This is a genomic window from Streptomyces sp. NPDC001678, assembly GCF_042892945.1.
Classification (GTDB): Bacteria; Actinomycetota; Actinomycetes; order Streptomycetales; family Streptomycetaceae; genus Streptomyces.
Genome location: NZ_JBIAUP010000027.1, coordinates 1 through 24480 on the forward strand (window position 1 = coordinate 1; position 24480 = coordinate 24480).

General features: G+C 72.3%; 22 protein-coding genes and 1 pseudogene. 16 read left to right on the plus strand and 7 right to left on the minus strand.

What is annotated here, in order from left to right:
- Positions 1 to 111 precede the first annotated feature (111 nt).
- A complete protein-coding gene (locus ACFYZR_RS32095) occupies positions 112 to 531 on the plus strand; it encodes a hypothetical protein (RefSeq protein ID WP_391917000.1) in 420 nt (139 codons plus the stop codon).
- Positions 532 to 593: 62 nt separating this feature from the next.
- On the opposite strand, the pseudogene ACFYZR_RS32100 reads toward ACFYZR_RS32095, so the two are convergent.
- Together ACFYZR_RS32100 and ACFYZR_RS32105 are read right to left on the minus strand one after the other, a co-directional pair.
- Positions 594 to 1763 (minus strand): annotated as a pseudogene (locus ACFYZR_RS32100) (anhydro-N-acetylmuramic acid kinase); the annotation flags it as partial.
- A 32-nt stretch (positions 1764 to 1795) separates the two neighbouring features.
- Positions 1796 to 3115: an aldehyde dehydrogenase family protein gene (locus tag ACFYZR_RS32105; protein WP_391917002.1), complete on the minus strand. Its 1320-nt coding sequence runs from the start codon at positions 3113 to 3115 to the stop codon at positions 1796 to 1798.
- A 196-nt stretch (positions 3116 to 3311) separates the two neighbouring features.
- On the opposite strand from ACFYZR_RS32105, the gene ACFYZR_RS32110 reads away from it, so the two are divergent.
- Complete coding sequence (locus tag ACFYZR_RS32110) at positions 3312 to 4517, plus strand: cytochrome P450 (RefSeq protein ID WP_391917004.1); 1206 nt, start codon at positions 3312 to 3314, stop codon at positions 4515 to 4517.
- A gap of 124 nt (positions 4518 to 4641) precedes the next feature.
- Positions 4642 to 5574 carry a hypothetical protein gene (locus ACFYZR_RS32115; RefSeq protein ID WP_391917006.1) on the plus strand — a complete coding sequence of 311 codons (933 nt, stop codon included), beginning with the start codon at positions 4642 to 4644 and terminating at the stop codon, positions 5572 to 5574.
- 243 nt (positions 5575 to 5817) lie between these two features.
- Here the strand turns inward: ACFYZR_RS32115 and ACFYZR_RS32120 are convergent, their stop codons facing one another.
- Together ACFYZR_RS32120 and ACFYZR_RS32125 are read right to left on the minus strand one after the other, a co-directional pair.
- Positions 5818 to 6057, minus strand: a complete 240-nt coding sequence (locus ACFYZR_RS32120; RefSeq protein ID WP_391917009.1) for a hypothetical protein — start codon at positions 6055 to 6057, stop codon at positions 5818 to 5820.
- Complete coding sequence (locus ACFYZR_RS32125) at positions 6054 to 6725, minus strand: hypothetical protein (RefSeq protein WP_391917011.1); 672 nt, start codon at positions 6723 to 6725, stop codon at positions 6054 to 6056. Before ACFYZR_RS32125 ends, ACFYZR_RS32120 begins: the two co-directional genes overlap by 4 nt.
- Positions 6726 to 7010: 285 nt before the next feature.
- On the opposite strand from ACFYZR_RS32125, the gene ACFYZR_RS32130 reads away from it, so the two are divergent.
- From ACFYZR_RS32130 to ACFYZR_RS32150, 5 genes are all read left to right on the plus strand, one after another.
- Positions 7011 to 7670, plus strand: coding sequence for an NADPH-dependent F420 reductase (locus ACFYZR_RS32130; RefSeq protein WP_391917013.1), 660 nt, complete (start codon positions 7011 to 7013; stop codon positions 7668 to 7670).
- A 475-nt stretch (positions 7671 to 8145) separates the two neighbouring features.
- Positions 8146 to 8472, plus strand: coding sequence for a hypothetical protein (locus tag ACFYZR_RS32135; RefSeq protein WP_391917015.1), 327 nt, complete (start codon positions 8146 to 8148; stop codon positions 8470 to 8472).
- 168 nt (positions 8473 to 8640) lie between these two features.
- Positions 8641 to 10659, plus strand: a complete 2019-nt coding sequence (locus ACFYZR_RS32140; RefSeq protein ID WP_391917018.1) for a transglycosylase domain-containing protein — start codon at positions 8641 to 8643, stop codon at positions 10657 to 10659.
- Between the two features lie 170 nt (positions 10660 to 10829).
- A complete protein-coding gene (locus tag ACFYZR_RS32145; protein ID WP_391917020.1) occupies positions 10830 to 11714 on the plus strand; it encodes an NAD(P)-dependent oxidoreductase in 885 nt (294 codons plus the stop codon).
- A gap of 22 nt (positions 11715 to 11736) precedes the next feature.
- Positions 11737 to 12333 carry an HD domain-containing protein gene (locus ACFYZR_RS32150; RefSeq protein WP_391917022.1) on the plus strand — a complete coding sequence of 199 codons (597 nt, stop codon included), beginning with the start codon at positions 11737 to 11739 and terminating at the stop codon, positions 12331 to 12333.
- A gap of 242 nt (positions 12334 to 12575) precedes the next feature.
- Here ACFYZR_RS32150 and ACFYZR_RS32155 read toward each other — a convergent pair whose 3' ends face one another.
- From ACFYZR_RS32155 to ACFYZR_RS32165, 3 genes are all read right to left on the minus strand, one after another.
- Positions 12576 to 14171: a pyridoxal phosphate-dependent decarboxylase family protein gene (locus ACFYZR_RS32155; RefSeq protein ID WP_391917025.1), complete on the minus strand. Its 1596-nt coding sequence runs from the start codon at positions 14169 to 14171 to the stop codon at positions 12576 to 12578.
- Positions 14168 to 15553 (minus strand): diaminobutyrate--2-oxoglutarate transaminase, encoded by a 1386-nt coding sequence (locus tag ACFYZR_RS32160; protein WP_391917028.1) that lies wholly within the window; start codon positions 15551 to 15553, stop codon positions 14168 to 14170. Before ACFYZR_RS32160 ends, ACFYZR_RS32155 begins: the two co-directional genes overlap by 4 nt.
- Positions 15554 to 15642: 89 nt before the next feature.
- The gene (locus ACFYZR_RS32165) at positions 15643 to 16290 is read right to left on the minus strand and encodes a pyridoxamine 5'-phosphate oxidase family protein (RefSeq protein WP_391917030.1); all 648 of its coding nucleotides are present in this window, start codon (positions 16288 to 16290) and stop codon (positions 15643 to 15645) included.
- 258 nt (positions 16291 to 16548) lie between these two features.
- Between ACFYZR_RS32165 and ACFYZR_RS32170 the strand changes: the two genes are divergently transcribed.
- The 8 genes from ACFYZR_RS32170 to ACFYZR_RS32205 all read left to right on the plus strand — a co-directional run bounded on the left by ACFYZR_RS32170 (position 16549) and on the right by ACFYZR_RS32205 (position 24463).
- Positions 16549 to 17949: a lysine N(6)-hydroxylase/L-ornithine N(5)-oxygenase family protein gene (locus tag ACFYZR_RS32170; protein WP_391917032.1), complete on the plus strand. Its 1401-nt coding sequence runs from the start codon at positions 16549 to 16551 to the stop codon at positions 17947 to 17949.
- A gap of 43 nt (positions 17950 to 17992) precedes the next feature.
- On the plus strand, positions 17993 to 18343 hold the full coding sequence (locus ACFYZR_RS32175; protein WP_311606880.1) for a cupin domain-containing protein: 351 nt from the start codon (positions 17993 to 17995) through the stop codon (positions 18341 to 18343).
- 56 nt (positions 18344 to 18399) lie between these two features.
- Positions 18400 to 20055 carry a methionine--tRNA ligase gene (locus ACFYZR_RS32180; RefSeq protein WP_391917035.1) on the plus strand — a complete coding sequence of 552 codons (1656 nt, stop codon included), beginning with the start codon at positions 18400 to 18402 and terminating at the stop codon, positions 20053 to 20055.
- Positions 20052 to 21140, plus strand: a complete 1089-nt coding sequence (locus ACFYZR_RS32185; RefSeq protein WP_391917037.1) for an FAD-dependent oxidoreductase — start codon at positions 20052 to 20054, stop codon at positions 21138 to 21140. The genes ACFYZR_RS32180 and ACFYZR_RS32185 overlap by 4 nt, the downstream gene beginning before the upstream one ends.
- Before the next feature lie 200 nt (positions 21141 to 21340).
- The gene (locus ACFYZR_RS32190; RefSeq protein ID WP_391917040.1) at positions 21341 to 22354 is read left to right on the plus strand and encodes an ETX/MTX2 family pore-forming toxin; all 1014 of its coding nucleotides are present in this window, start codon (positions 21341 to 21343) and stop codon (positions 22352 to 22354) included.
- 161 nt (positions 22355 to 22515) lie between these two features.
- Positions 22516 to 23259 carry a TNT domain-containing protein gene (locus ACFYZR_RS32195; protein ID WP_391917043.1) on the plus strand — a complete coding sequence of 248 codons (744 nt, stop codon included), beginning with the start codon at positions 22516 to 22518 and terminating at the stop codon, positions 23257 to 23259.
- Entirely contained in the window at positions 23256 to 23513 is a 258-nt protein-coding gene (locus ACFYZR_RS32200) for a hypothetical protein (protein WP_391917046.1), read from the plus strand. The genes ACFYZR_RS32195 and ACFYZR_RS32200 overlap by 4 nt, the downstream gene beginning before the upstream one ends.
- Before the next feature lie 59 nt (positions 23514 to 23572).
- Positions 23573 to 24463 (plus strand): SAM-dependent methyltransferase, encoded by an 891-nt coding sequence (locus tag ACFYZR_RS32205; RefSeq protein WP_391917048.1) that lies wholly within the window; start codon positions 23573 to 23575, stop codon positions 24461 to 24463.
- Positions 24464 to 24480: the final 17 nt, after the last annotated feature.

Consider the following 24480-nt stretch of genomic DNA (forward strand, 5'->3'; position numbering starts at 1 on the left):
GATTCACCCACCCACCGCGATCACCTTCACACAGCACGTGAGCGGGCCTTCCCACCCCGTGTAGCGGTCCCTCCACACCCGGCCGAGGATGGAGAAGAAGGAGGTGGACTCATGTCATCCCCCCTCGACCCCCGTACCGACAGATCCCAGGCCGCGGCCGAAGGGCTGACCCTCTTCGCCGCCGTGATGATGCTGATCGTGGGGTTCCTGGACCTCTTCCGGGGCCTCATGGGAATCGTCCACGACAGTGTCTTCGTCTCCACGCCCCACTACGTCTTCAAATTCAACATGACGAGCTGGGGCTGGATTCATCTGCTCCTGGGAATCCTCGCCATCATGGTGGGCGTCGGGCTGTTCAAGGTTTCACTCTGGGCCAGGATCTTCGGCATCGCCGTCGCGGCGCTGCTCATCCTCGCCAATTTCCTGTCCATTCCCTATTACCCGCTCTGGTCGATCGTGGTGATCGCCATTTGCGCCTTCGTCATCTGGGGCCTGTGCGTCGTCCGGCACAAGGACTCGCCGCCCGGTTGATCCCCCGGGCGTCCTGTCCGGTCAACCCGGCCCGGTCGGCAGCCGTCACGGCTCGTCACCCGCAGTCGGGTGGGCGCGCCGCCCGGTACCGGCGGCGGCAGCCGTAGTGCTCCGGCTCCGGGGGTGAGCGAGCCGAGGACGGCGGCGCGCCGGGCGCCCGTGCAGGCGGGCACCGTGCCGGCCAGACCGTGGAGGGTCAGGAAGCCGAGGACAGCGAAGGCGTACGCCTCCTTGGCCGCCGTCGGCAGGCCCAGTGCGTCGGAGGTGCGTACGGGGACGTCGGGCAGTGCGGCGGCGAGCATCCGCATCAGCGTCGGATTGCGGGTGCCGCCGCCGGAGGCGACGACTTCTGTGGCGGCGTGGGAGCGGACGGCGTCGGCCACGGTGCGGGCGGTGAGCGCGGTGACGGTGGCCACGACGTCGTCGGCGGGGAGGGGTGCGGGGAGGGCGAGCCCGTCGAGGGCGGCCAGGAGGTGGCCCTCGTGGAAGAGCTCCTTGCCGGTGGTCTTGGGTGCGGGGAGGGCGTAGTACGGCTCGGCGAGCAGCCGGTCGAGGAGCGGCCGGTGGACGGTGCCCCGGGCGGCCATGGCGCCTTCCGCGTCGACGTCCCGGCGGCCGCCGGTGAGGTGCCGTACGGCCGCGTCGACGAGGGCGTTGGCGGGCCCGGTGTCGTACGCGAGGGGATCCCGGCCGTCGTCGCCGGGGACGGTGATGTTGGCGATGCCGCCGAGGTTGAGGGCGACGGGGCGTCCCGGCCGGTCGCGCAGCCACATGACGTCCACGGCGGCGACCAGCGGGGCGCCCTGCCCGCCGGCCGCGATGTCCCGGGGGCGGAAGTCCGAGACGACGGGGCGTCCGGTGCGCTCGGCGATCCAGGCGGGCTGCCCGATCTGGAGCGAGCCGTGGACGCGTCCGCCGTCCGTCCAGTGGAAGACGGTCTGGCCGTGGGAGGCGACGAGGTCCGCGCGGCCGTCGCACAGCTCGCGGTCGGCCCGCGCGGCGAGCTCGGCGAACGCCCGGCCGATCCGGGTGTCCAGGCGGCACACGGTCTCCAGCGTCGTGGCCGCCGGGGGCAGCGCGGCGGCGAGTTCGTCGCGGAGCCGGGCATCGTACGCCTGGCTGATCAGGCCGAGCGGGGTCAGTCACAGGGTGCCGGCCTCGACGCGCAGGTCGGCGGCCGCCGCGTCGACGGCGTCGTACGACGTACCCGACATCAGGCCGATCACCCTCATGACGAGAAGTCTGCCTTCCGGCAGCGGATTCCTCAGCCCAGCGGCTTCTCCAGCACCGCTTTCCGGTGGCTGAACGTCTCGATCGAGTAGCGGCCGTGGTAATTGCCCATGCCGCTCTCGCCCACGCCGCCGAACGGCAGGTCGGAGACCGTGAGATGGGCGACGGGCAGGCCGAACCCGAGGCCGCCGGAGGAGGTCTCGGACGCCAGGCGCCGCCGCGTCTCGTCGGACTCGGTGAAGGCGTACAGCGCCAGCGGCTTGTCGCGGTCGTTGATGAAGGCTATGGCCTCGTCCAGGCTGGAGACCGTGACGACGGGGAGGATAGGGCCGAAGATCTCCTCGCTCATGACCGGGGAGCCGGGGTCGACGTCGGCCAGGACCGTCGGCGCCAGGTACTTCGTGGCGCGGTCGGTGTCGCCGCCGGTCACCACGCGGCCGGAGCCGAGGAGGGCGGTCAGGCGGTCGAAGTGGCGCTCGTTGACTATGCGCCCGTACCGCTCGGACGTGGCCGGATCGGTGCCGTACAGCGCCTCGACGGCCCGGGTCAGGGCGGGTTCGAGCGCGCGGGCCGTGTCGGGGTCGGTGAGGACGTAGTCGGGCGCGACGCAGGTCTGGCCGGCGTTGAGGAACTTGCCGGAGGCGAGGCGCGCGGCGACGGCCTCCAGGTCGGTGTCGCGGTCGACGAACACGGGGGACTTGCCGCCGAGTTCGAGGGTGACCGGGGTGAGGTGCCGGGCGGCGGCGGTCATGACGATGCGGCCGACGGTGCCGTTGCCGGTGTAGAAGATGTGGTCGAAGCGCTCGGCCAGCAGCGCCGTGGTCTCGGGGACCCCGCCCTCGACGACGGCGATCGCGTCCGGGTCGACGTGGCGCGGCAGCAGCCGGGCGAGGACGGCGGAGGTGGCCGGGGCCAGCTCGCTGGGCTTGGCGACGACCGCGTTGCCCGCGGCCAGCGCGCCCACCATGGGGGTCAGCAGCAGCTGGGCCGGGTAGTTCCAGGGGGCGATGACCAGGACGACGCCCAGCGGGTCGTACTGCGTCCATGCCGTGGCCCCCGTGAGGTGCGGCGGGACCGGTGCCGGCTCGGGGCGCAGCCAGGTGTCGAGGTGGTCGAGGGTGTGGTCGATCTCGCGGATGGTGAAGTCGATCTCGGTGCGGAAGGCTTCGTAGGAGCTCTTGCCCAGATCCTTGTGGAGCGCTTCGACGAGGTCCGCGGGGTGCTCGGTGAGCATGGTGCGCAGGCCGCGCAGCTGGGTGACGCGCCAGCTCATGGGCTTGGTGCGGCCCGTGCGGAAGGTGGCGCGGAGCCGGGCGACGGCGTCGGCGGGCGGCTCGGGGGCGAGCTGGTGCATGGTGCCTCGTTCTCGGGTGGCGGGGAGGGTTCCGGGCCATTGCTTGATGCCCTCAAGCAACCACTTAGATGTAAATGCCAACATTTAAAATTGTCAAGTAATCCCCGCTCCTACAATCATCCTTTTGTCCGCTCCCTTGCCCTTCGTCCCTCCCCGCGTAGCGTTGACACAAGCGGCTCCAGGCAAGGAGGCCGTCGTGGCCGACCGCGACAGCTCCCGGATCTACGACTGTGCCGACATACCGGCGCTCGACTTCGACCCCTTCCTCCGCGAGTCCCTGCTGCGCGCGCCGGTCTCGCGCATCCGGGTGCCCCACGGGGACGGCGAGTGCTGGCTGGTGACCCGGTACGACGACGTCCGGTTCGTCACCTCCGACCCCCGCTTCAGCCGCGACATCCTGGGCCGCTCCGCCCCCAAGATGACCCGGCACACCATCCCCCTGGACCGCGCCGTCAGTTACGCGGACCCGCCGGAGCACGCGCGCGTAAGGGCCGTGGTCGCCCAGGCGTTCAGCCAGCGCGCCGTCGACCGGCTGCGGGGCCCCGCCCAGGCACTGCTGGATCGCCTCATCCACGACCTGGAGAGCGCGGGCCCGCCGGCCGACCTCGTCCATCACGTCGTCTCGCCGTTCCCGCTGGAGATCATCGGCGAGGTGCTCGGGGTACCCGCCGTGGACCGGCCGCTCCTGCGCGAGTGGACGCAAGTAATCTTCACCCGGGCCCACGACGAGGCCGCCGCGGCACGGGTGGAGCGGGTCAAGGAGTCCGCGCGCGACTACTTCCGCGCGCTCGCGGCCCTGCGCCGGGCCGAGCCCCGGGACGACCTGATGAGCGTGATGGCGGCCGCCGTCGACGCCGGCCGCATCGACGAGGAGGAACTCCTCGCGCTGGCCACCCTGCTCCAGCTCAACGGCTGGCACGCCGTCCGCAACAACGCCGCCAACATGGTGTACGCCCTGCTCACCCACGAAGGGCTGGCCGACCGGCTGCGCGAGCGGCCCGCCCTCGTCCCCCAGGCCGTCGAGGAACTCCTGCGCTGGGTGCCCCACAAGCACGCGATCGGGCAGCCGCGCGTCGCCACCGAGGACGTGGAGGTCGGCGGAGTCCTCATCCGGGCGGGCGAGTTCGTCTATGTCTCGTACGTCGCCGCCAACCGCGACGAGCGGACGTACGACGATCCGGACCGGATCGACTTCGAGCGCCAAGGACCGCAGCACGTGGCCTTCGGGCACGGCCCGCACTACTGCGTGGCGCCGATGCTCGCCCGTATGGAAGCGGAGCTTCTGCTGTCGAACCTGGTCACGCGTTTCCCCCGGCTACGGCTGGGGGTGCCGGTGGAAGAGGTGCGCTGGCAGACCGACGTCGTCATCCGGGGGCCGGTCGGCCTCCCGGTCGCCTGGTAGCGGGCCCGGCCCGCCCCCGCCGGCCTTGAGGCCGACAGCGGGCCGGAACGCTTCAGTCGCACGGCGGAGGCCGGTCGTCCGTGCGGGCGACGTACGCGGAAGCCACGCGTGCGACGTTCGGTGCATGACAGACAGCACGTGGACGACGAAGAGGATCTCGCTCGGCGAGCGGTGGCGGGACTGGCCCCGATGGGTGGGGCGGGCAGCCCTGGGATGGGCCGCGGCACAAGGGGTGTTCGCGCTGACCTGCGCGCTTTCCGGCGGCGACGAAAGCCGGATGACGCTCTGGCTGTCCTGGTACGTCACGGCGGTGTCCGCGACGGCGGCCGGCGCGGTGATGGCCGCCCTGCGGAACCCGGAGCGGCCCGTCGTGCGGAAGCTGCTGTGGGCGGCCTGCGGACTGTCAGCGCTCTCGGCGTTCAGTCTGCTGATGGACGTGGTGGGGCTGCTGTTCGGCCAGGGCGTCGACAACACCGCCCGCGCCGTGCTCCACGCCCTCGGCCTGATGGGCGTGGTCCTCCTCGCCGCCACCGCCCGCGCGCACCCCTCCGCCGGCTGCCCCCGCTGCGGCGTCCCGCACGCGGAACGGTCCACGGCCGGGGCCACGGCCGGGACCGTCGCCGGGCCGGCGCCCACCGCGGCACCGCGCCGCGTGCACGCCTTCGCCTGGGCCGGGACCCTGGCGTTCGTCCCGTACGCGTGGATGAAGACGACCTGGGTCACAGGCGGTACGTTCGCCGGGGTCACCAGCGACGACATGCTCGCGGCGGCCAGACGCAACGGCGCCTCCGGCCTGTGGCTCACCCTGGAGTCCTGGGGCGTGGACGGCACCGCGCTGCTCGCCGCCCTCGGCGTCTTCCTGCTCTTCGGGCTGATCCGGCCCTGGGGCCAGGTCTTCCCCCGCTGGACCCTCCTCCTCGCCGGCCGGCGCGTACCGCGCTGGCTGCCGCTCGTCCCGGCGCTCATCGGCGTCGGCACGCTGCTGCCCTACGGGTGTCATCGGCGTCGGCTACGTCTCCCTCGTCACGGCCGGTCTCCTGTCCCTACGGGCCGGTGATTTCCCCACCGCCGACGACGCCCTGCTGGTGAGCTGGGTCGGGCTCACGGCCTTCGCCGTGTACGGCGTCGCGCTGGCCGTCGCCACGCGCTCGTACTGGCTCCGCACCCGCCCCGTGTGCCCGGGTACGACGGCACGCTCGTGACCACGGCCGGCTCCGCCCCGCGCCGGCGTGCCGCACCCCCGCCGCGCGCGCCGCACGGCGGGGATGGTCCAGCTGTTCCGGTAGGGCGTCGGCCGGCATCAGCTCAGGATGTGGACCTCGGTGCTGTTCGTCCCCGTCCCGCTCTTCTTGATCGCCAGCAGGTCGGGGCGCCCGTCGCGGTTCCAATCGGCGACGGAGAACTCGAACGTACGGTCCTTGCCGGCCGCGACGGCTCCGGTGGCCGGGGCCGCGAGGGCCGCGCCGAGGGCGAGCGGGACAAGAGCCGCGCGGGCCGGCCACCCGGCCCCGTCCCGGGCGGCCGGCGGGAGCCGGGTCAACGGTGGTCGGCCGGCTCGGTGAGGCTGGCGACGAACTTGCGCAGGGTGCCCCGGACGACCGGGGTCACTCCGTGGACGAGCTGCGCCCCGTAGACCACGGCGGTACCGGCGGGCGCGGCGACCGTCCAGCGGGCCCGGGGTGTGCCGGCCAGCCAGTCGGCCTCCTGCACGCCGTGGCCCGGCCCGGGGCGGCGGGTGAAGTGCATCCCCATGGCGAAGTCGGTCTCCTGGGGCTCGGCCTCACCGCCGCACCACACGCTCCCGGAGCTGGTGGTGTCGACGAAGAAGTCGCCGCCCCGGTCCGCCGCGCGGACGACCACGGCGAGCCGGGCGACCCGGCGCGGCCCGTCGAACGCGTGCCGGTCCACACCGTGGAGATGAGGCGGGACCCGGTCGCCCACGGCCCCCTGGTACATCCCCCACGACGTGCAGCCCGCCAGGGACGGCGCGACGCGGCGGACGGCCGGCAGCGCGCGCCGGGCCGCCTCGGCCAGGACGTCCTGGACCTCCGGCACCGGGAACAGCTCCTCGTAGCGCGCCGCCCGCGCGACCGTCCACGGCACCTCGTCGAGGTGGGCGTCCACGAGCTTGTTGAGCCGGGCGATCTCCTCGGCGGTCAGGAAGTCCTCCACCGAATGGGTGATCAGTGTTTCGCTGACATGGATCACGAGCGCGTCTCCCCTTTCCTTTCTCTCCGCTCTCTGCGCCGGATCTCACCGCGCACGAAGGGACGTCACGAAGGGACGTGACGCCCCCAGGCAACCCCGGCGGGCATTCGGGTCGCCAGGAGGCGCGGACGGCGCACCCCAGCACCCGGCGGGCGCACGCGCGCGCTCCGGGCCGGAGATGACACACCGGCGAAACATCGCTGACACACGGGACGGAATAGACCCCCTGCTCAGGAGGTTGTCCGCTGACACGACACACGGTCGCCCACTCCGGAAGGACGCTTCATGAAGATCGGCATCATCGGCGCCGGCAACATCGGCGGCAACCTCACACGGCGTCTCACCGCTCTCGGCCACGAGGTGTTCGTGGCCAACTCGCGCGGTCCGCACACCCTCACCGGACTCGCCGAGGAGACGGGCGCCACGCCCGTCACCGTGACCGAGGCCGCGCGCGGCGCGGAGGTCGTGGTGGTCACCATTCCGCTGAAGGCCGTCCCGGACCTGCCGTCCGGCCTGTTCGACGGGGCCGCGGAGGGCTTCGCGGTCATCGACACCAACAACTACTACCCCAAGGAGCGTGACGGCCTCATCGCCGGCATCGAGGACGGCCTCACCGAGAGCCGCTGGGTCGAGCAGCAGCTGGGCCATGCGGTGATCAAGGCGTTCAACGGCACGTACGCGCAGGACATCCTCGACGCGCCGCGCCCCGAGGGCGACCCGGAGCGGCTCGCGCTCCCGGTGGCCGGGGACGACGAGGCGGCCAAGCGGAAGGTCCGCGCGCTCATCGGCGAACTGGGCTTCGACACCGTCGACTCGGGCGGGATCGACGACTCCTGGCGCCAGCAGCCCGACACCCCCGTCTACGGCCTGCGCGGGGGCGTAGAGGCCGTCACCAAGGCGCTCGCCGAGGCGTCCCCGGAACGGCCGGCGGCGTTCCGGGCGTAACCCGGGCCCCGGCCGCGCGACCGGTTGACCACCTCGAACGACAATTCCCCGTCAAGCTGCCCCCGTTGACAGAACCGGTGGCGCCACGACCGGCGTCGTGGGGCTAGAAGACCCACCGTCCAGTCCATGGGGGAGCACGGGGTGAGCACGGAGATCTACTTCGCCAACAACTACCGGGATCTGTGCGAGCAGCACGGTACGGCATCGGGATTCCAGTTCGAGTTCTACTGCTGGCGCTGTCACGACACCTGGCGTTCGCCCTTCGAGCCCTACCGGGGCGGGCGGCTCGCCGGGTGGCTCAACCGGGGGATCGGGACGGCGTCGGGGCTGCTCGGCAGAGCGTGGTGGGGGGGTCACGAGCGCCGCCGAGGGGCTGGCCGGCTCGGGGTGGGGGAACGCGCGCGACGCCGCGTTCCAGCGGGCGATCGGCGCGGCCCAGGGGCACTTCAACCGCTGCGGGCGCTGTGCCACGTACGTGTGCGGCCGCTGCTGGCACCAGGAGCAGGGCCTCTGCTTCACCTGCGCCCCCGACACCGCGGGCGAGATGATGGCGGCCCGGCAGCGGGGCGTCAACGACATGGTGACGCAGCAGGCGTACGACGAGGGGCAGCGGCAGGGCAAGGCGGAGGACGGGCGAACCGCGCGCCAGCTGGTCTGCCCCCGGTGCCGGGCCGAGTGCCACGGGGGCCGGTTCTGCCCCGGCTGCGGCTACGAGCTGGCGCAGCAGGCGTCGTGCCCGGGCTGCCGGGCCACGCTGCCGGACGGTGTGGCGTTCTGCCCCACGTGCGGGCAGCGCCAGTAGGGGCGGTCCCCTGCGTCGGGGCCGCCCCTCCGCCCCTCCTGTCACACAACGCTCATGAAACCCCGGTCAACCCGGTCTCGCTCTGCGGCATCTCAGTGATCACAAACAGCCCTGTCCCCGATCACACCGACGTCCGCATGAGCCAACTCATCGAGGAGCGACCGGCCCTTGAGCAAGCACCGGCATACGTCTCGTTCGCGCAGTCGCAGGAAGGAGGGAGCGGCGGCCGGACGGCGGTTCGTCGACTATCCGCGCCGGGGCAGACGCGGCGTGCGGCGCTGGTTGCCGTCGTGGCGGCAGACCTCGGCCGTGTTCGTGCTCGGCGCGGGCGGGGTGGCCGGGCTGTTCGCCTATGTGTACGTGAGCGTCGACATTCCCGACGAGAATGTGGCGGCCCGCCAGGAGGCCAATATCTACTACTGGGCCGACGGTACGCAGATGGTGAGCCTCGGGGCGTTCAACCGGACCATCGTCCGGCTGTCGGACGTGCCGGGTTCTGCCCAGAACGCGGTGATCGCCGCCGAGAACGAGAGCTTCTACCGTGATTCCGGCGTGTCCTTCAAGGGCCTGGCGCGGGCCGTGGTCAGTACGGTCCGGGGGCAGGAGACCCAGGGCGGTTCGACCATCACCCAGCAGTATGTGAAGAACACCTATCTCTCGCAGGAGCAGACCGTCTCCCGCAAGGTCAAGGAGTTCGTCATCTCGCTGAAGGTGGACCGCTCGAAGAGCAAGAAGGAGATCCTCCAGGGTTATCTCAACACCAGTTGGTTCGGGCGCGGCGCCTATGGAATCGACGCGGCCGCCCAGGCCTATTACGGCATTCCCGCGAAGCAGCTGAATCCCAGTCAGAGCGCCCTGCTGGCCGCTCTCCTGAAGGGCGCCGAGCTGTACGACCCCTCCACGGGGCCGAAGAACCACGAACGGGCTCGGGAGCGCTGGGCGTGGATCCTCGACCGGCAGGTCGCGACCGGCCTGATGTCGCGGGAGGAACGGGAGAAGTACCGGACGTTCCCCGAACCGCTCAAGAAGTCCACGTCCACCAGCCTGGGCGGGCAGACCGGCTATCTCGTGGACGTCGTCAACAAATACATCAAGCAACGCGCGCTCCTCACCGACCAGGACCTCGCCCACGGCGGCTACCGGATCCACACCACGTTCGACAAGGACCGGACGCGTCAGCTGACGAAGGCGGTGGAGAACGTCCTGGAACGGGACATCGACCCGAAGAAGCGGTCCGCCGACGAGCACGTCCAGGTCGGCGCCGCCTCGGTGCGGCCCACGGACGGTGCGCTGGTCGCGCTCTACGGGGGTCCGGACGCCACCAAGCGGTTCGTCAACAACGCCGACACCGCCGGTGTGCCGGCGGGGTCCGCCTTCAAGCCGTTCGTCCTCGCCGCCGCCCTGCGGTACGGCGCCCGTTCCTCCCGGGACGGCGAGCGGCAGGATGTCACGTCCGGCAGCCACTACGGCGACGACGGCACGCTGGTCCGGCCGACCGGTGAAGCCGGCTCCCAGGAACCCGACGACGCGCATCCCACCCTCCGCCGGGCCCTGGTCACCGGGGGCAACGCCACGTACACCCGGCTCGGCCGGGAGGTGGGGCTGGAGCGGGTGCGGGACACCGCCGTCGCCGCCGGGCTGCTGGGGGACAGCATGGCCCCGCTGGACGACACCTTCGCCATCGGCACCTCCACACCCAGCGCGATCCGCGTGGCGGCCGGCTACGGCACCTTCGTCGGCCGCGGGCTCCAGAACGACCCGTACTCGGTGACCAAGCTGGTGAAGGACGGCCGGTCCGTCGGCGGCTTCGAGAGCAGGGCGAAGGCGCGCCGGGCGCTGCCCGAGAGCGTGGCGGCCGAGGTCGTGGACGCCCTGCGCGAGGCCGGGGAGCAGAGCGTGGGGGACGCGCAGGGCGTCGACGAGCGCACCGCCCGCGGCATCGGCCCGTTCGCGGCGGGCCGGACCGGGGACCAGGACCGGCTCAGATCCGCGTGGTTCGTCGGCTCCACGGAGGAGCTGTCCACGGCGGTGACCATGTTCCGTACGAAGCCGGACGAGCCCCAGCTGCTGCCCATGGCGGATGTGGGCGGGGCGGACTCGCGGCACGGCGGTGTCTTCCCGGCCCGGATCTGGACGGATTACATGGGCGCGTACGTGGCGTCCAGGAATTCCCGGAAGAATTCCTGAGCAGGACGGGACCGGGCGGTACCGGTGTGCCGCCCGGTGCCTTGCGTCATGTCATTCCGCATGGGGAGATGACGGGTAGATGAATCGCCGCGCGGGGAGAATGGGTGAAGGTGGTTACGCAGGGGTAGTTTTCTCAATTCTCATATGAATCCACGAAATAGGGGGGAATCGTGGGAACGAAGGTGACCGTCCTCGGACTGGGGGCGATGGGCGCGACACTGGCCGGGGCCTTTACGGCGGCCGGCCACCGCACGACCGTCTGGAACCGGACCGGGGGCAGGGCCGCCGCCCTGACGGAGCGCGGCGCCGTGGAGGCGCCGTCGGCCGCCCGGGCCGTGGCGGCGAGCCCGCTGATCGTGATCTGTGTGTCGGCGTACGACGCGGTCCACGAGATCGTCGGCCCCCTGGCCGCCGGCCTCGCGGGCAGTACGCTCGTCAACCTCACCTCCGGCTCACCGCCGCAGGCGCGCGAGACGGCCGCCTGGGCGGAGCGGCACGGCATCGCCTATCTCGACGGCGCGCTCATGTGCACGCCGTCGGGCATCGGCGACCCGGATTTCCTCCAGCTCTACAGCGGCCCGCGCGTCGCCTTCGACGAGCACCGTGAGACTCTCGCCGCGCTGGGCCAGCCGGTGCACCTGGGCACCGACCCCGCCCTGCCGTCCGTCTACGACAGCGCGCTGCTGGGTCTGCTGTGGTCCACGCTGACGGGCTGGCTGCACAGCGTGGCGCTCATCGGCGCCGAGGGCCCGGGCGGCGGGGTGACGGCGACGGACTTCACGGACGTGGTCAACCGCTGGATGAAGAGCGTCGGCTCCTTCATGAACTCCTACGCCCCGCAGATCGACGCGGGCCGGTATCCGGGGGGCGAATTCCCCCTGACCCTCCACCTTTCGATGATGAACCTCCTCGCCCACGCGAGCGAACTGCGCGGTGTGGAACCGGGTCTGCCGGAATTCCTCAAGGAACTGACGGGCCGCGCGGTCGCGGCCGGCCACGGCGACGACAGCTACGCACGGCTGGTCGAGTTCGTCCGCAGGGAAGGAAGCCGCTGAATATGCTGAATATACTGCCGGGATGATCGTTCCCACGGCGCGGGAGATACGCGCGCTGCACGAGAAGTACGCGCCGACTCCGGCCGCGCTGGAACTCGTGTACACCCATTGCGAGATCGTCGGCCGTATCGCGGAGCAGCTGCTTCCGAATGCCGGTGACCGGCTGGACGCCGGTCTGGTGCGCGCGGGGGCGCTGTTGCACGACATCGGTGTCTACCGGCTCTTCGACGCGTCGGGCCGGCTCGATACGCGGGGCTACATCCGGCACGGTGTGCTCGGGCACGAGATCCTGCGCCGGGAGGGGTTCCCGGAGCGGCTGTGCCGGTTCTGTTCGTGCCACACCGGGGTCGGGATCTCCCGGGACGACGTCCACCACCAGAAACTCGATCTGCCCGTCGCCGACTACCTGGCCGAGACCGGCGAGGAGCAGCTGGTGATGTACGCGGACAAGTTCCATACGAAGAGCACGCCGCCGAAGTTCGTCTCCGCCGACTCCTACGCCGTCCATGTGCGGCGTTTCGGCGAGGACAAGGTCGGCGTCTTCGACGGCCTCCGTGAGCGGTTCGGGGAACCGGATCTCACCTCCCTCGGCGAGCGCTACGGCCACGCCCAGGAGTGACCGGCACCTCGGGGTGCGGTCAGTGCTGCGGCGGCAGGAGCGGCACGGCGCGCACGTGGTCCACGAAGGCGGCCAGCTGGCGTGCCGAGGTCCGCATGGGGCCCAGTTGCTGGAACGGGCGGCCCTCGACGCCCGGGCCGGCACGCCGGCTCGTTGGCCCCGGCCGCACCGCCCCGCACACCGAACGGCGCGCGGGGCACTGCACCTGACGGTGGGACGGCCCGGACGGGTGTGCGGCGGGGCTAGGCCGGTACCCCGTCGAGGGCTCTCTCCGGTTCCCCGGCGTGTTCGGCCTCGTCGCGCTCCTCCGCCTGCCCGGCGGCCACGACGGCGGACAGCAGGGCGTCCACCTGGGCGGGGGTGGTGTGCGGGTTGAGCAGGGTGAGCTTGAGCCGTACGCGGCCCGGGCCCCGGCCGGGGAGTTCGGTGCGGCCGACGACCGCCCGGCCCTCCGTCAGCAGACGGCGGCGCAGCGCGGCGTTGAGGCGGTCCGCGTCGGCGGGGAGCCCGGAGGCGGGCCGGTAGCGGAAGACGACGGTGGTGAGGACCGGGGCCGTGTGGAGGTCCAGCAGCGGGTGGGCCCGGACCGTGGCCGCGGCGTGGTGGGCGAGGTCGTGGCAGGTGTCCACGAGCCGGCCCAGTCCGGTGCGGCCCAGGGCCGCCAAGGTCGCCGCGATCTTGAAGGCGTCGGGGCGGCGCGTGGTGCGCAGGGAGAGGCCCAGGAGGCTGGGGTAGCCCGCTTCCTCGTCGTCGGCCGGGTTGAGGTAGACGGCGCGGCGGGCCAGGGGGGCATAGGTCTCGGCGAGCCGGACCAGGAAGACTCCGGCGGGGGCCGGCTGCCAGCCGAGCTTGTGCCAGTCGAGGGAGAGGGAATCGGCTCGTTCGACGCCCGCCAGGAGAGGGGCGAGCCGGTCGGAGAGCAGCGCCCCGCCGCCGTAGGCGGCGTCCACGTGGAGCCAGACGCCGTACCGTTCGGCGATGTCGGCGATCCGCGGCAGGGGGTCGATGCCGCCGGTGTCGGTGGTGCCGGCGGTGGCGACGATCGCCACCGGGGTCTCGCCCCGGCCGACGGACTCCTCAAGGAGCGCGTCCAGGGCGGCGGGGTCCATGCGCAGGTCGCGGTCGACGGGGACGGCGGTCACGGCCCGTTCCCCCAGGCCGAGGACGGCGGCCGCGCGCTGGACGGAGAAGTGGGCGGCCTCGGAGGCGAAGATCCGGGGTGTCAGGTCGTGGGGCAGCCCGGCGAGTTCGGTGGCGTGTCCGCCGGCGCGGCCGAGGGTGTGGTCGCGGGAGAGCATCAGGCCCATGAGGTTGGACTCGGTGCCACCGGAGGTGATCACCCCGGCGGCCGTGGCCGGGTCGTAGCCGACGAGGGCGGCGAGGTCGCGCACCAGGGCGGTCTCGAGCTCGGTCGAGGCGGGCGCCTGGTCCCAGGAGTCCTGGGAGGGGTTGAGGGCGCTGACGGCGAGGTCGGCGGCGACCGCGAGGGCGAGCGGCGGGCAGTGCAGATGGGCCGCGCAGGCGGGATCGGCGGGGTCGGCACTGCCCCGGGTGAGCAGGGTGGTGAGCCGGCGGAGCACGTCCTCACCGGACGCGTCCGGTCCGCCGGCCGGTTCGCCGGTGACGCTCACGGCCCGGTGGTCCTGGCCGCCGAGCGCGGCCGTGACGAAGGAGGCGACCTCGGCGGGGCCGCCCGCGGGCAGCGGTCCGCCGCGAAGCGCCGCGCCGTCGGCGAGGCCGGCCAGCACGGCGTCGAGGAGTGGCCGCAGGGCCTCGGGGCCGGCGACGCCGCCGGAGAGGGCGGGGGTGGGGCAGTCCCAGGAGTTGCCGCGCGTCATGCCCGGCCTCCCGCGATGCCCGTGCCCGTGCCCGTCGCCGCTTCCTCGATGGCGTCGGCCAGCCGGTCCAGTACCGCTTCGGCCTGCTCGTCCGTGATGGTCAGCGGCGGCAGCAGGCGCAGCACGGCGTCGTGCCGGCCGCCGAGTTCGACGATCAGGCCGCGGCTGAGGCAGGTGGCGCGGACGCGGGTGGCGAGGTGGGGGTCGGCGGGGCGGGCGCCGCAGGTGTCGGGTTCGGCGGCGGGGTCGACGAGTTCGACGCCGAGCATCAGGCCGCGGCCCCGGACGTCGCCGATGACCGGCAGCGCGGCGCGCAGGCTCTCCAGGCGGGCCGTCATCCGCGCGCCGACGACCGCGGCGCGCTCGGCGAGGCCTTCGGCGACTATGTGGCGCAGGGTGGCCGCGCCGGCGGCCATGGCGAGGGTGTTGCCGCGGAAGGTGCCGGTGTGGGCGCCGGGCCGCCAGGCGTCGTAGTCCTCGCGGTAGACGACCACGGCCAGCGGGAGGCTGCCGCCGATGGCCTTGGAGAGGACCATCGCGTCGGGGAGGATTCCGCTGTGCTCCACGGCCCACATCGCGCCCGTGCGCCCGGCGCCGGTCTGCACCTCGTCGACGATCAGCGGGATGCCGCGCTCTGCGGTGATCCGCCGCATCTCGCGCATCCACGTGTCGGGGGCCGGGACCACGCCGCCCTCGCCCTGGACGGTCTCCAGGATCATCGCGGCGGGCGGCAGCACCCCGCCCGCGGGGTCGTCGAGGAGGCGCTCGACGTAGGCGGCCGACAGTTCCGCGCCGCGCTCGCCGCCCACGCCGAAGGGGCAGCGGTAGTCGTACGGGTAGGGCAGGCGGGTCACTTCGCCGCCGCTGGGCAGCGGCTCCTTCACGCCGACGTTGCCGGTCACGGCCAGCGCGCCGGCGGTCATCCCGTGGTAGGCGCCGGTGAAGGCGAGCAGGCCGCGCCGGCCGGTCGCGGTCTGCATCAGCTTCAGGGCCGCCTCGACGGCGTCGGTGCCGGCGGGGCCGCAGAAGTGCACGCGGGCGCGGTCGGCGAAGCCCTTGGGCAGGCTCTCGAAGAGGGCGCTGGTGAAATCGTCCTTGTCCGCGGTGGCGAGGTCGAGCATGTGCAGCGGGGCGCCGCTGTCGAGGGTGCGCCGGATCGCCTCCAGGACGACCGGGTGGTTGTGGCCCAGCGCGAGGGTGCCCGCGCCGGAGAGGCAGTCCAGGTAGCGCCGTCCGTCCGCGCCCTCCACCGTCATCCCTTCGGCGCGCACCGGCACGATCGGGAAGGTGCGGGCGTAGGTGCGGGCGGAGGACTCGCGGCTGTGCTGCCGCCTCAGGACGGCGTCCTTGGCGTCGAGGGCGTTGCCGGTGGCGAGGGTCATCGCGTAACTCCAGTGGATCCGGGCAGACGTGGGGCCCGACGCTTGCGGAGCGGTCGTGGGAGCCGGGCGAAAAAAGAGGGTGGGGGGACTCAGCCGAGGGGGCGGTGGGCGCGTTCGGCGAGGTGGGCGGGGGCGGCTATGCCCTCGGCCAGGGCGGGGTCGGCCTCCAGGGCTCCCCAGGTCTGCCGGAGGGGCAGGACGCCCGCCCAGAGGCCCAGTTCGGCGTCGGGGCCGTCGCCGTCGTCGGGCGGGCCGGTGCGGACCTTCACCGAGGCCTCCTCCAGCGACAGCGCGAGCAGGGCGGTCGCGGCGAGTTCCTTGCGGCTGGGCCGGCGGGCGTAGTCCCACTGACCGGGGGTGACGTGCTCGGTGAGGCAGCGCAGCCCGGCGAGCTTCTCCTCCGGGTCGGTCACGGCCCTCGGCACGCCGTAGACCATGGCGCTGCGGTAGTTGACGCCGTGCTCGAAGACGGAACGGGCCAGGACCAGTCCGTCGACGTGAGTGACCGTCAGGCACACAGTGGCCTCGGGCGAGGCGACGAGGCTGCGGCTGGCGACGGAGCCGTGGAAGTAGAGCGTCGTGCCGTCCGTGCCGTAGACGGTGGGTACGACCATGGGGACGCCGTCGACCACCACACCCAGGTGACACAGGAATCCGGCCTCGAGGATGGCGTCGAGTTCGGCCCGGCTCGTGCTGCCCTGCTCGCGCAGGCGTCGGTGACGGGTGCGTTCGGTCACGGGGAGGGCATCGGGCAGTGCGGTGGCCTGATCTGGATCATGTTCGAACACGATGCGTCAGCCTGCCCGCCCTGCGGGCTTTTGGCAAGAGATCTCTTCGCCCGGAGGTCACGACCACCGATGAATCCACCGTGGGCCACTCAAATACCAAAGGATTACTTGCCTTTCGCTCCCACCTGGGCAAAGGTGTTCGAGCGGTCCGCCGTGTGGCGCATCTTCGCCCCGGCCTCTGGCACCCCTTGGCACGAAAGAGTGGGAATGACGACAGACATGCACTCCCCGGCGGAGCCTCTCGACCTCCTGGGCGTGGGGATCGGCCCGTTCAACCTCTCACTCGCCGCGATGGCCGACGGTGTGCCCGGCCTGCGGACCGCCTTCCTGGAGCGGACGCAGGAATTCCGCTGGCATCCGGGGCTGATGATCGACGGTACGACGCTCCAAGTCCCGTTCCTGGCAGACCTGGTCAGCCTGGTCGACCCGACGAGCCCCTGGTCCTTCCTCGGCTATCTCAAGGCGATCGGGCGGCTCTTCCCGTTCTACTTCTCCGAGCAGTTGCACATCCACCGCGCCGAGTACGACGCGTACTGCCGCTGGGTGAGCGAGCGACTGGCCCAGTGCCGCTTCGGCCACCAGGTCGACGCCATCACCTGGGACGAGCGGCATCAGGTTTTCACCGTCGACTACACCTACGAGAACGGCGACGAGGTCCTGGCCGGCCGGGGCCACGCCCGCAACCTGGTGCTCGGCATCGGCACGGAACCCGCCATTCCGTCGGTGCTGCGGCCGTTGACGGACGACCCGGCCGTCACCGCCGTCCACTCCGCCGACTATCTGTCCCGCCGCGCGGAGCTGCTCACCGAGCGGCACGTCACGGTGATCGGATCCGGCCAGTCCGGCGCCGAGGTCTTCCTGGACCTGCTGCGCGCCCGGCCCGAGGGCGCCGAGGGCCTCCAATGGATCAGCCGCTCCCCCTCCTTCGCGCCCATGGAGTACTCCAAGCTGGGCCTGGAGCAGTTCACCCCGGACTACACCCGCTTCTTCCGCCGGCTGCCCCAGGAGACCCGCGACCGGCTGCTCCCCCAGCAGTGGCAGCTGTACAAGGGCATCAGCGCCGACACCATCGGCGACATCCACGACGAGCTCTACCGGCGCACCCTGACCGGCGGCTGGCCCGACGCGGTCCTGCGCCCCGCCACCGCCGTCCGCGGCGGACGGGCGCACGGGGGCCGGATCGAGCTGGAGCTGGAGCACGTCCAGGAAGGTGGCCGCGAGACGCTGACGACCGACGCGGTCGTCCTCGCCACCGGCTACACCGAGCGCCCCAGCGAGGGTCTGCTGCGCGGCCTCGAGCCCTTCCTCGTCCGGGACCCGGCCGGACGGCCGGTGGTCGACGCCGACTACCGGCTGGCCCTCGACGGGCCGGTCACCGGCTCCGTCTTCGTCCAGAACGCGGAACGGCACACCCATGGCGTCGGCGCCCCCGACCTGGGGCTCGCCGCCTGGCGCTCGGCCGTCATCCTCAACGCGCTGACGGGCCGTGAGGTCCACCCGCTGCCCTCGCGCACCGCGTTCACCACCTTCGGGATCCCGCGCGCCGGACGGTCCGCCGACGGCGCCGACGGCGTCGGCGACACGGCCGGCTCGGCCGCCCGCCGCTGATCCCTCCGTCCCTCTTCCCGCTTCCCTACCCTCCGGAGCAGCCATGCTGATCAGGAAGACGGGCGAAGACCAGCTGGTCGACGCCTACGGCATCCGTTTCCAGCAGATCTACCCGCACGGCGGTGAGGAACTCGCTCCCTGGGGCGTGGGCCGCGCCGTCGTCGAGCCGGGCGGCACCACCGATCCGCACGACCACGAGGACCACGAGATGTTCGTGTTCCTCTCCGGCCACGGCGTGCTGACCGTCGACGGCGAGGAGTGCGAGGTCGGCCCCGAGGTCACCGCGCTCCTCCCGGCCGGCAGCCGGCACCACGTGCGCAACACCAGCGACACCGAGCGGCTGGTCTTCCTCTCCGTGTACTGGCCCACGGACCACGGCCCCATCGACCTCTGAGTCCCGTCGCCGTCCGCACACCCTCTCCGCCGAGACTTCCGATCCGGAGCCCCGTCATGCCCTCGTTCACCCTGGTCACCGCCGCACCGCCCACCCCCAACGGCGATCTCCACCTCGGCCATCTGTCGGGCCCCTACTCGGGCGCCGACATCCGGATCCGCGCCCACCGCCTGCTCGGCGCCGAGGGCCTGTTCGTGACCGGCTCCGACCTCCACCAGAGCTATGTGCCCACCAAGGCCCGGCGGGACGGCACCGCCCCCCTGGAGATGGCGGAGGGCTTCGCCGACGAGATCGCCCGGATCTTCGACTCCGCCCGCTTCACCCCCGACGCCTACGTCCGGCCCTGGCGCTCGGAGCTCCACCGGAGCATCGTCGCCGAGTTCTTCGCCCGGCTGCACGACCGGGGGGCGCTGCGCGTCCGCACTGAGCAGGCCCTGTTCTGCGGCGACTGCGAGCGCTACCTCTTCGAGGCGCACCTCACCGGCAAGTGCCCGCACTGCGGCAGCGCCAGCGACGGCAACTCCTGCGAGAACTGCGCGCTGCCCAACCGGGTCACCGACGTCGTCGCCCCCGTCTGCAACGCCTGCGGCGGCACGCCCGAGGAGCGCCCCGTCGAGCGGCTGGTCTTCCCGCTGAGCGAGTACGCCGACCGGCTGCGTGCCTTCCACGCGGCCACCGCCATGAGCCCCCAGCTGGAGGCCCTGTGCGCGGACATGATCGAGCGGGGCCTGCCCGACATCCCCGTCAGCCACCCCACCGACTGGGGCCTGCCGATGCCCGTCCCCGGCTTCGAGGACCAGCGGATCTACGTCTGGGCCGAGATGATGCCCGGCTACTTCGCCGAGCTGGCCGAGGGCCTGCGTGCGTCGGGCCGGGACGCGGACGAGTGGCGTTCGGTGTGGAACGACCCGCGGACCGAGATCGTCCAGTTCTTCGGCTTCGACAACGGCTACTTTCACGCCCTGCTCCAGCCCGCCCTGCTGATGGCCTACGACGCCGACTTCCAGCTGCCCCGGGCCCTGGTGACCAACGAGTTCTACCAGCTGGGCTCGTCCAAGTTCTCCACCAGCCGCCGCCACGCCGTCTGGGCCAACGACCTGCTGGCCGCCGTGCCCGCCGACACCGCCCGCTTCGTCCTCTCCCACGACCGCCCCGAGAGCGAGCGGACCTCGTTCGGCTGGGAGCGCTTCCACGAGCTGGCCGACGGCGAGCTGGCCGGGCGCTGGCAGTCCTGGCTGACCGGCCTGTTCACCCGCATCGAGACGCAGGCCGGGGGCGCGATACCGGCGGGCGAGCTTCTGCCGTCCCAGGAGCGGTTCCTGCGGCTGCTGGAGCGCATCGCCGAGGACTGCCTGAGCGCCTACTCAGCCGCGGACTTCTCCCCCCGCCGCGCCACCCGGCTGCTGCGCGAACTGGTCAGCTGCGCGCAGGACTTCGCGGCCGCCCAGAGCCGCACCCGGGACTCGGGCACGGACTCCGGCCGGGCCGCCGCCGCGCTCGCCGTCGAGGCCGCCGCCGCGCGGACGCTCGCCCAGCTCGCCCACCCGGTCATGCCGGACTTCGCGAGCCGGCTGTGGACCGCCCTGGGCGAGACCGGCGAGCCGCGCTGGGACGGCGTACGAACGCCCGCTGCCGGCCTGCGCGTCGACACCGCCGCCCGCTTCTTCACCCCGCTGCCCACCGACCTCGAAGCGCGGGTCATGGCGTCGTGACCCGTACGGCCCTGGTGGTCGGGGCGGGGGTCTTCGGCCTGGCCACCGCCCACGCGCTCGCCCTCCGCGGCTGGTCGGTGCGCGTCCTCGACCCCAACGAACCCGGGACGGAAGGCGCTTCCAGCGCGGAGACCCGCATCCTGCGCCTCGCCCACGGCACGGACGACTGGTACACGGGCCTCGCCCACCGGGCGACCGCGCTGTGGCGGGAGCTGGAACGGGAGTCCGGCCGGCGGCTCCTGCTGCCCACCGGCGTCCTCACCCTGGGCCCCCGCGACGGCGACGACTGGGAGCGGGCGAGCGCGGCACGGCTGCGCCGCCTCGGCGCACCGGTTGAGACCCTGACCGGCGACGCCGTGACCCGCCGCTTCCCCGGCTTCGACGGCGGCGGGACCGGCACGGCCCTCTTCGAGCCGGAGGCCGGGGTGCTCCTGGCGCGGGCGGCGGTGCGCGCGCTCGCCGCGTCCGCCCGGGAACGGGGAGCGGAACTGCTGCGCGCGGCCGCCGTACCCGACGGCGGCACGGCCGTCGTGGACGGCGAGCCGCTGCGCGCCGGCCTGACGGTGTGGGCGGTCGGGCCGGCGCTGCCCGCGCTCTTCCCCGGGCTGACCTCGGTCCGCCCGTACCGCCAGGACAGCTGGTACGTACGACCGCGGGGCCCGTGGGCGAAGGGTGAGACGGGGGTCGAGTCCGGGGGCCGGCCAGCCTGGCTGGACCGGGAGCACGGCTGCTACGGGATCCCCGCAGTCGGGGAGCTCGGCGTCAAGGTCGTACCGGACGTGGAGACCGACCCGCGCGCCGCCACGGACCCGGCCCCCGGGGAGATCCCCCATGCCCTGCGGGACTACCTCCGCGCCCGGCTCCCCCACCTCGCCGACTCCCCCGTCCTGCGCCGCGAGGTCTGCTCGTACGCGCTGACCCCGGACGAGCACTTCCTGCTCGCCCGGCATCCAGGCCGCCGGGACGTGTGGCTGGTGGGCGGCGACTCCGGTCACGGCTTCAAACACGGGCCGGCGTGGGGCGAGTACGTGGCCGACGTCGTCGAGGGCCGGTGCGCGCCCGCGGCGCGCTTCGCCCTTCGCTGAGCCGCGAATTCACCGGACCGTGGCCGTCCGCGTCCGCGCGACGGCACGGCGTGACCAAGTCGGGAGATTCTTAAGTTACTTAACGACGCCCTCGGGGTTTTCGGGACCAAAGTCCCTAGGCGGCACCGGCATAAGCGGAATCCAATGATCGACAAGCAGCTCGACCCTCCGCCACCGACCCCAAGAAGGTACGGAATTCAATGAGTTATGTCTCCCGACGTCGCGTCCTCGCGCTCGCTCCCGCTGTCGGAGTCGCCGCCGCCGTCCCCTTGTCCGTAGCGACCGCGAGCGCCGCCGGCGCCGCTCCCCGTCCGCAGGCGAGCGCCAAGGGCAAGGGCGCCGTCCGCTCGCTCCAGGAGATAACGGACGAGTGGGGGAAGTGGATGGCCAGGGAGAGATTCCCCAAGTCCAACGGCTGCCGCTTCACCGCGTCCACCGAGTACGGCAAGCAGAGCGCCCTCGGCGACTACCACAAGTACCAGGTCTCCGCGAAGTACAGCGGCATCGTCTACGACCCCAACGCCCCCTCTCCCGTGCCGGGTCAGGTCAGCTCCGTCTCCACCAACTACCGCAATGCCACGGACGTCGAGCAGCTGGTCACGTACAAGCAGAGCAAGACCACCGAGCAGGACCTGCGGATCTCGGTCACCGAGTCGCTGAAGATCGGCGTGACCATGGAGGTCTCGGCGGAGATCCCCGCCGTCGCCAAGGTCAGCGAGACCACGTCGATCGAGGCCAGCCTCTCCTCCACGCAGGAGTACACCCACAAGGAGACGCAGAACTGGAGCGTCGACCTCCCGCTGAAGATCCCGGCGAAGTCGGTCGTCGAGGCGTCGCTCGTGGTCGGCACCCAGAAGTACGACATCGACTGGACCGCCACCGTCAACCTCAGCGGAAACGTGGCCATCTGGTTCAACGAGAAGGTCGACCTCAACCACGACGGCGACAACCACTGGCTGTGGTTCGTGCCGATCGAGGAGGTCCTCCGTGACTGCCGGGCCAACGGCATCGTCGACGTGACCGGCTACGAGATCACGGCGGACGGTGTGAGCGCCTTCGCGAGCGGCAAGTTCAGCGGCGGCCAGGGCGTGTCCCTCAACATCAACGCCGTCCAGAAGCCGCTCGACGGCCGGCAGAAGCGCAGCGTCGAGACGCGGACGATCCCGGTCGCCCTCGACCGGAACGGCAAGAAGGCGAGCGTCCCCGGCCGCTGAGCCGGAACGGCTGAAGCCGCCGGAACGGCCGGAATCTTTCCTTCCCCTTCATCTGGCTGATCTTGGCCTGCCTGTGCGGCCGGGGTCCGGGAGAACATGCGAGAGCACGGAGACCCATGAGGTCTCCGTGCTCTCGCATGTTCCGGAGGGAAGAGAGAAGAATGAACACCCGAATACGCTTACTCGCCGCCGTCTGCGGAGCGACGCTCACCGGCTCGCTGCTCGCCGGCCCCGCGACCGCGGCTGCGGCTCCGGTGGATGACGGCCGGGGCCGCGTACCCGCCGCCGCCATCGGAGCGGGCGGCGCGACGAAGGCCGCCGACCTCCGGGCCAAGCTGTGCACGGGCGCGTTCGACGCGAAGAACCCCCAGCTCGGCCCCGCCGCCGACACCCTCCCCGGGCCCTCGCAGAAGCCCGTCGGACCGCTGCTCAAGGGCTACGACAGAACCGGGCACCTCAAGCCCGACGCGTTCCTGAGCGCCTACTGGACCGGCAAGCCCACCTGGAAGTACCCGCCGGACGACGGCTTCGCCAAGCACGGCGGCAAGCTCGACAAGAACAAGACCCAGCTCAAGGCAGGCCAGAAGCTCGACCGCTTCGGCCACGAGGGCGGCTCCTTCCTCGCCCCCGCCGGCGCCCCGTACTCCCAGCGCGCGCTGCCGCCGGACAGCCTCCGGACCATCGACGACAAGTACCCCTGCAACTACCACGTCTACACCGTCGCCAAGCCCTTCACCGTCTGGCAGGGCGGCATCGCGACGTGGTTCGAGCAGCCCGGCGGCGGCCGGCAGATCCAGCTCGACCCGGCCCTCGTGCCCGGCGCCCCCACCCCGAAGCTCAGCGTGAAGTGGCTCGTCGACAACGGCTACCTCAAGCGCGCCGACACCAGCGCCACGACGGGATGACCGGACCGCTGGACCGGCGGGCGATGTGCGCGGCGCTGCGCGCGGCGGGAGTGGACGACCGCCTCTACTCCGTCGAGGGCGTCCACGAGCCCGCGGCGCCGCTCCCCGACTTCCACTTCCTGCGACTGCGCTCCGGGATGTGGGAGACCGGCCTCTTCGAACGCGGGGAGTACGCCGTGACGGCGCGGTTCCCCGCCTCGGAGGAGACGGCCGCCTGTCACGAACTGCTGCGGCAGCTGCTCCCCGACGAGTGAGCCGGGCCGGACTGCCACCGGAAACAAGCACTTCTGCGAAACAGCTCCCGAGGAAAACCATGTCTGACGACGACCGCACGCCGAACACGCCGCTCACGCCGCTCACCGGAGACCCCGTCGACGCGGCGCGCCGCTACTACGACACCAGTGACGTCGACGCCTTCTACGCCAGGATCTGGGGCGGCGAGGACATCCACACCGGGATCTACGCCCACGAGCAGGAGCCGGTCGCCGCCGCCTCCCACCGGACGATCGAGCGCGCGGCGGACAAGATCGCGGAACGCCTCGCCCGGCTCGGCCCCGAGTGCCGGATCCTGGACCTGGGCTCCGGCTACGGCGGGCCCACCCGCTATCTGGCCGAACGCTTCGGCTGCCGCGTCGTCGCCCTCAACATCAGCGAGAGCCAGAACGAGCACCACCGCCGCGTCAACGCCGAGCGCGGACTGGACGGCCTCATCGAGGTCGTCACGGGGTCGTTCCAGGACATCCCCTTCGAGGACGGGCACTTCGACGTGGTGTGGTCCCAGGAGGCGTTCTGCCACAGCGGCGACCGCCAGGGGCTGCTCCGCGAGGCGGTCCGTGTGCTGGCACCCCGCGGCGACCTGGTCTTCACCGATCTGATGGCGGCCGAGGACACCCCTCCGGAGGCGCTGCACCGGACGATCGCGCGGCTCGAGGTGGACGCCCTGGCCACCCCTTCGTTCTACCGCCGCCGGCTCACCGCGCTCGGGCTGGCGCGCGTCGACTTCGACGACCGGAGCGAGCAGCTGCTCACCCACTACACCCGCCTCACCGACGAGACCCGGCGCCGCGCCACGGAGCTCGGCGACGTCATCAGCGCCGACTATCTGGCGGGCCTCATGGAGAACCTGCCCCTGTGGGTGGACGCCTGCCGCGACGGCCTGCTGCGCTGGGGCATTTTCCACGCACGCCACGCGCATGCAGGATGACGTGTGGTGACGGAGAG

Bases quoted from the DNA above. Each gene is read 5' to 3' on its own strand.
- ACFYZR_RS32200 (WP_391917046.1), top strand. From the start codon at position 23,256: ATGACCGGACCGCTGGACCGGCGGGCGATGTGCGCGGCGCTGCGCGCG.
- ACFYZR_RS32160 (WP_391917028.1), bottom strand. From the start codon at position 15,553: ATGACCCTCGCCACCGGCAACGCCCTCGACGCCAAGGACGCCGTCCTG.
- ACFYZR_RS32170 (WP_391917032.1), top strand. From the start codon at position 16,549: ATGACGACAGACATGCACTCCCCGGCGGAGCCTCTCGACCTCCTGGGC.
- ACFYZR_RS32175 (WP_311606880.1), top strand. From the start codon at position 17,993: ATGCTGATCAGGAAGACGGGCGAAGACCAGCTGGTCGACGCCTACGGC.
- ACFYZR_RS32105 (WP_391917002.1), bottom strand. From the start codon at position 3,115: ATGCACCAGCTCGCCCCCGAGCCGCCCGCCGACGCCGTCGCCCGGCTC.
- ACFYZR_RS32180 (WP_391917035.1), top strand. From the start codon at position 18,400: ATGCCCTCGTTCACCCTGGTCACCGCCGCACCGCCCACCCCCAACGGC.
- ACFYZR_RS32195 (WP_391917043.1), top strand. From the start codon at position 22,516: ATGAACACCCGAATACGCTTACTCGCCGCCGTCTGCGGAGCGACGCTC.
- ACFYZR_RS32205 (WP_391917048.1), top strand. From the start codon at position 23,573: ATGTCTGACGACGACCGCACGCCGAACACGCCGCTCACGCCGCTCACC.
- ACFYZR_RS32155 (WP_391917025.1), bottom strand. From the start codon at position 14,171: ATGACGCGCGGCAACTCCTGGGACTGCCCCACCCCCGCCCTCTCCGGC.
- ACFYZR_RS32190 (WP_391917040.1), top strand. From the start codon at position 21,341: ATGAGTTATGTCTCCCGACGTCGCGTCCTCGCGCTCGCTCCCGCTGTC.
- ACFYZR_RS32095 (WP_391917000.1), top strand. From the start codon at position 112: ATGTCATCCCCCCTCGACCCCCGTACCGACAGATCCCAGGCCGCGGCC.
- ACFYZR_RS32130 (WP_391917013.1), top strand. From the start codon at position 7,011: ATGAAGATCGGCATCATCGGCGCCGGCAACATCGGCGGCAACCTCACA.
- ACFYZR_RS32115 (WP_391917006.1), top strand. From the start codon at position 4,642: ATGACAGACAGCACGTGGACGACGAAGAGGATCTCGCTCGGCGAGCGG.
- ACFYZR_RS32150 (WP_391917022.1), top strand. From the start codon at position 11,737: ATGATCGTTCCCACGGCGCGGGAGATACGCGCGCTGCACGAGAAGTAC.